The organism is Massilia sp. P2_C2, assembly GCF_056404615.1.
Window position 1 is genome coordinate 1 of the sequence record NZ_JBFUDR010000412.1, and the last position, 4,342, is coordinate 4,342.

Genomic DNA, 4,342 nt, shown 5'->3' on the forward strand with positions numbered 1-4,342 from the left:
TGGCTGGTGTTGTAGATGGCACGTGCCAGCGGMGGCAGCGCGATCGTCTCGATCTGGTGCTTCGCCGCGACCTGGCGGATGTACAGGGCCATCTCGTCGATGCCCTTCGCCACCACGTAGGGCGCTTCCGCACGCTTGGTGTCGTACTTCAGCGCGACCGCGTAGTGCTCGGGGTTCACGATCACCACGTCGGCCGTCGGCACCGTCTTGTTCACGTTGCGGCGTGCCATCTGCTGCTGCAGCTGGCGGATGCGCGCACGGATCTCGGGCTTGCCCTCGGTGCTCTTGTATTCTTCCTTCACTTCCTGCTTGCTCATGCGCTGTCCGCGCGCGAACAGGAAGGCCTGCAGCGGCACGTCGATCAGCGCGAACAGCACGAACACGGCGACGAGCGCCATCAGGCCGTCGAACATCATGCCGGCGCCGTGCAGCAGCGCATCAGGCAGTGGCATGCGCTGCAGGTCGACCCAGGCCGACAGCGCGGAGCGCACGACGTGCACGAGCACGAGCGCCAGCAGCGCGGCCTTGGCGACCGACGTCCCGAACTGCGTCCAGTGCTTGCCCGAGGCGAGCTGGCCCAGGTTCTTCACCGGCGAGAAGCGGTCGAACTTCGGCACCAGGTTGTTCGTCGAGACGACCCAGCCGCCCGGCACGAGGCTGACCGCCACCACCGCGAGCGGCACGCCCAGCAGGGGCAGCACCATCTTCACGAGCAGCACGGCGGCGCCGCCCCACACGACCGACATCGCGTTCTCCATCGATCCGGCCGCACCAAGCGGGGCATACACGAGCCGGAACAGCGACCGGAACGATTCCAGGTAACCGGGCAGCAGCAGCACGAACAGCTTCAGGCTGGCCAGGATGCCGACCGCCGTCGCCAGGTCCTTCGAACGGACGACCTGGCCCTGCTCGCGCGCCTTCTTCAGCTTCTGGGCTGAGGCCTTTTCCGACTTGTCGCCGCCGGTATCGTCAGCCATGCGCCGCCCTCATCTGCTGCTGGAGCATCTCCAGCACCTGGTTCGTCATCTGCACGTAGTGTTCCGGGATGAAGCGCACGACCTGCACGAGCATCATCAGGCCGAACAGCGTCACCAGCGAAAAGCCCAGCGAGAACAGGTTCAGCGACGGCGCCACCCGGTTCAGGAAGCCGAAACCGACCTGCACCACCATCGTCGAGAACACGATCGGCAGCGCCAGCAGGATGGCGGCCGAGAACACCCAGCCCACGTTCAGCGCCACCGTCTCCAGCAACAGTCCCCCGTAACCGCCACCGACGGGCCAGGCGCGGAAGCTCTGGCCCAGCACGCCCGCAAGCACCAGGTGGCCGTCCACCGCGAAGAACACCAGGATCGCGACGAGGCCCAGCAGGCCGGAGATCACGTCCGACTGCTGGCCGTTCACGGGGTCGTTCATCTGCGCCATCGAAAAGCCCACCTGGCTCGAGACGAGGAAGCCGAGCATGTTCACGACCGCCATCGTCAGCTGCAGCGCGAGGCCGATCACGCCGCCGATCACGGCCTGTTCGACCATCACGACGACGCCCGCCAGCGAGAACGGATCCGGCAGGCCGGCAGCGCCTTTCGTCAGCGGCAGCATCAGGAACGCGAGCACCACCGACAGCAGCGCGCGCACCGGGACCGGAACCAGCGCGTCGCCGATGACCGGGGCCGTCGACAGCAGCGCCATGATGCGGCAGAACGGCCACCACAGCGCGCTGATGAACGGCAGCAGCAGGTGGGTAACTTCCAGCATCAGGTAACCAGGGTCGCGGCGCGCTGGAACACGCTCACGCAATAGTCCATCAGTTTGCCGGTCATCCAGTGGCCGGCCAGGATCAGGGCCACCAGCGTGACGAGGAGACGCGGCAGGAAGCTCAGCGTCTGTTCGTTGATCTGGGTGGCGGCCTGCACGAGGGCGACGATGACGCCGGCCACGAGGCCCGGCACCACCAGCACCATCACGAGCAGCATCACCAGCTGCAGGGCTTCGACGATGAAGTCGACGGCGATATCAGGAGTCATGTGATTGAATGCGATGCTAGATGCCGTGGATGCTGCTGACCAGCGTGTTCACGGTGAGAGTCCAGCCGTCGACCAGCACGAACAGCAGCAGCTTGAACGGCAGCGAGATGACGAGGGGCGACAGCATCATCATGCCCATCGCCATCAGCACCGACGACACCACCAGGTCGATGATCAGGAACGGAATGAACAGCATGCAGCCGATCTGGAAAGCACTCTTGAGTTCGGACAGCACGAAGGCGGCCAGCTTCACCGTGAACCCGCGGTCCATCGGCTTCATCTCGGCCGGTTCGCCGGCCAGGTGCGCGATCTGGGCCAGCGCCGTCTTGCTCGTCTGGGCCAGCATGAAGCGCGACAGCGGCACCTCGGCGACCTTCAGCGCCTGCTCCAGCGAGATCTTGTCCTTGTCGTACGGGACGAACGCCTCGGTCCAGACCTGTTCGCCGACGGGACGCATGACGAGCAGCGTCAGGATCAGCGCGACGCCGGTGACGATCCGGTTGGGCAGGCCCTGCTGCAGGCCCAGGGCCTGGCGCAGCAGCGACAGCACGATCACGAAGCGGGTGAAGCTGGTCATCATCATGACCATCACGGGCAACAGCCCGAGGATGGTCATCAGGACCAGGATCTGCGACTTCACCGTCAAGCCGCTGGTGGAGCCCGGGATCACGCCGGGCAGGACGTCCGGTCCCGCCGGCGCGGCCCACGCGCCCGCGCTGGCCAGCAACAGCAACACGCCGCCCGCGAGCGGCGCATGGCGGCGCAGGAAGACCCCGGCGCCGCGGCAATGCAACGTCATGACGTGATCAGGTCCAGGTTGAGGCCGTCCAGGTCGATGACCTTCAGGCCATACTGCTCGCCCGCGACGACCACTTCGGCGCGTCCGATCGCGGCGCCATTGACCTTGATGACGAGCGGCTCGCCCGCCATGGCGTCGAGCGGCAGCACGCTGTCCGGACCGATCGCCATCAGTTCCTGCAGCGAGATGCGGGCCGAGCCCACTTCCAGCGTCAGCGTCACCGGAATGCGGCGCATCATCTGCGGCAGGCGCGGCGCCGCCTTCGGGGCCGCCGCCGCGGGCTTGTCCGCGGCGTCGTCGTCAGTTGCTGCGTCGTCGATGAGGATGTCGCCACCGGCGAATTGATCGTTCAGGTTCATGTCTGTTTACTCGGCGTCTTCAAAAGAGGTTAAACACAGCTTGCCCTTGTGCTCGGCGACCGCGGCGGTAAACAACCGCGCCTCGTCGAGCAGGACGTCGGCCCGGCCCACGTTCACCGGAATCACGTCGCCCACCTTCAGGTCGAACAGTGTGCCCAGGGTGATTTCCTTGCTGACCAGGCGGCCGTCCAGCTTGACCTGGAGCCTGGTCGCAAGCGGCTCGGCCGGACCGCGCGGGGCGGCCTGGCGGGCGTTCTCCGGGCGCAGCGTGCCCAGGATCATGGCCATCAGTTGCTGGTCGGGTGCGACCCAGAACTGGCCGGTGTGATCGTTATTGCCACGGACCTGCACGCGCAGGGCCCAGTTGCTTTCGCCCGGCATTGCCGAAGGCACCACGGCATTTGCCGGAATCGGGCGCGGCGCGACGTCCATTGCCACACTGGCAGCGACGCGTGCATACAACAGATCCACCATCTGTTGCGTCAGTACGACGCCAAGTCGTTCTTCGGTGGCCGTCACGCGCTCCGTTTGCGGATCCCGCGGCGTTGCGCCTGCGCTACGGCCACCGTAGCGTCGCTCCAATAGTGTCAGTAATAAACCACGCTCAAATGCCACGGCGACAGTGCCCAAAGCACCCAGCACGGCCATCCAGCGCAAATTGTTGTCTTGCGGCACACGGCCGAATTCCAGACTCTCGAGACGCCAGCCGGCCCAGTAACGACGGGCGCTACCCTGCATTGCGGTATCCAGGTCATCCTCAAGGCGCGCCGCGAACTGGGGCAGCAGATGTACCGGACGCCCCAGGAGACAGGGGTCGAGCACTTGGTGCTGCAGGGCGGTATCGGGGTTTGAAGTCGGCATGGTCGGTTAAAAAATTGATAAGCTGAGATGCTTTCTTTTCATTCCTCAGGGCAACAATTATACCCGGGAAATTGTGTCGCGCCATTTGATTTTCCCCTTTGAATTCGCCATTGCCCTACGGTAAGATGTAGTTACTGCGCTGGGAAAAACAAAAATTCAACTCTGGGTGACTGACGAAACCGCTGCTATTCTCCTCGGTTCCGGCGAAGAAACCAAGCCACAGTATGACGCTGAAATTTAACAATTTTCCAAAAGTCAACAAAAGTTGTATCGATTGCAAAGTAAAGCCGACGGTGCAACAT

Annotated in this window: 7 protein-coding genes; all 7 read right to left on the reverse strand. The window is 64.4% G+C overall.

All coding sequences use genetic code 11. From position 1 onward, the window contains the following. A partial coding sequence (locus AC1DYX_RS28275; RefSeq protein WP_477265099.1) for an EscU/YscU/HrcU family type III secretion system export apparatus switch protein occupies nucleotides 1-977 on the reverse strand: 977 nt, incomplete at its 3' end. Next, the gene (fliR, locus tag AC1DYX_RS28280; RefSeq protein ID WP_477265101.1) at nucleotides 970-1,752 is read right to left on the reverse strand and encodes a flagellar biosynthetic protein FliR; all 783 of its coding nucleotides are present in this window, start codon (nucleotides 1,750-1,752) and stop codon (nucleotides 970-972) included. The genes AC1DYX_RS28275 and fliR, both read right to left, overlap by 8 nt. Then, nucleotides 1,752-2,021, reverse strand: coding sequence for a flagellar biosynthesis protein FliQ (fliQ, locus tag AC1DYX_RS28285; RefSeq protein ID WP_477265103.1), 270 nt, complete (start codon nucleotides 2,019-2,021; stop codon nucleotides 1,752-1,754). Before fliQ ends, fliR begins: the two co-directional genes overlap by 1 nt. A 16-nt stretch (nucleotides 2,022-2,037) precedes the next feature. After that, nucleotides 2,038-2,820, reverse strand: a complete 783-nt coding sequence (gene fliP, locus AC1DYX_RS28290; protein WP_477265105.1) for a flagellar type III secretion system pore protein FliP — start codon at nucleotides 2,818-2,820, stop codon at nucleotides 2,038-2,040. Continuing rightward, nucleotides 2,817-3,179 carry a FliM/FliN family flagellar motor switch protein gene (locus tag AC1DYX_RS28295; protein WP_477265107.1) on the reverse strand — a complete coding sequence of 121 codons (363 nt, stop codon included), beginning with the start codon at nucleotides 3,177-3,179 and terminating at the stop codon, nucleotides 2,817-2,819. The genes fliP and AC1DYX_RS28295 overlap by 4 nt, the downstream gene beginning before the upstream one ends. A 6-nt stretch (nucleotides 3,180-3,185) precedes the next feature. Beyond that, the gene (locus AC1DYX_RS28300) at nucleotides 3,186-4,040 is read right to left on the reverse strand and encodes a FliM/FliN family flagellar motor switch protein (RefSeq protein ID WP_477265109.1); all 855 of its coding nucleotides are present in this window, start codon (nucleotides 4,038-4,040) and stop codon (nucleotides 3,186-3,188) included. Nucleotides 4,041-4,155: 115 nt separating this feature from the next. Then, nucleotides 4,156-4,342 (reverse strand): hypothetical protein (locus AC1DYX_RS28305; protein WP_477265111.1); only part of this gene is annotated, 187 nt, incomplete at its 5' end.

Excerpts from the sequence above, each read along its gene's own strand:
- AC1DYX_RS28295 (WP_477265107.1), bottom strand. The coding sequence starts at position 3,179 with ATGAACCTGAACGATCAATTCGCCGGTGGCGACATCCTCATCGACGAC.
- fliR (WP_477265101.1), bottom strand. The coding sequence starts at position 1,752 with ATGCTGGAAGTTACCCACCTGCTGCTGCCGTTCATCAGCGCGCTGTGG.
- fliQ (WP_477265103.1), bottom strand. The coding sequence starts at position 2,021 with ATGACTCCTGATATCGCCGTCGACTTCATCGTCGAAGCCCTGCAGCTG.
- AC1DYX_RS28300 (WP_477265109.1), bottom strand. The coding sequence starts at position 4,040 with ATGCCGACTTCAAACCCCGATACCGCCCTGCAGCACCAAGTGCTCGAC.
- fliP (WP_477265105.1), bottom strand. The coding sequence starts at position 2,820 with ATGACGTTGCATTGCCGCGGCGCCGGGGTCTTCCTGCGCCGCCATGCG.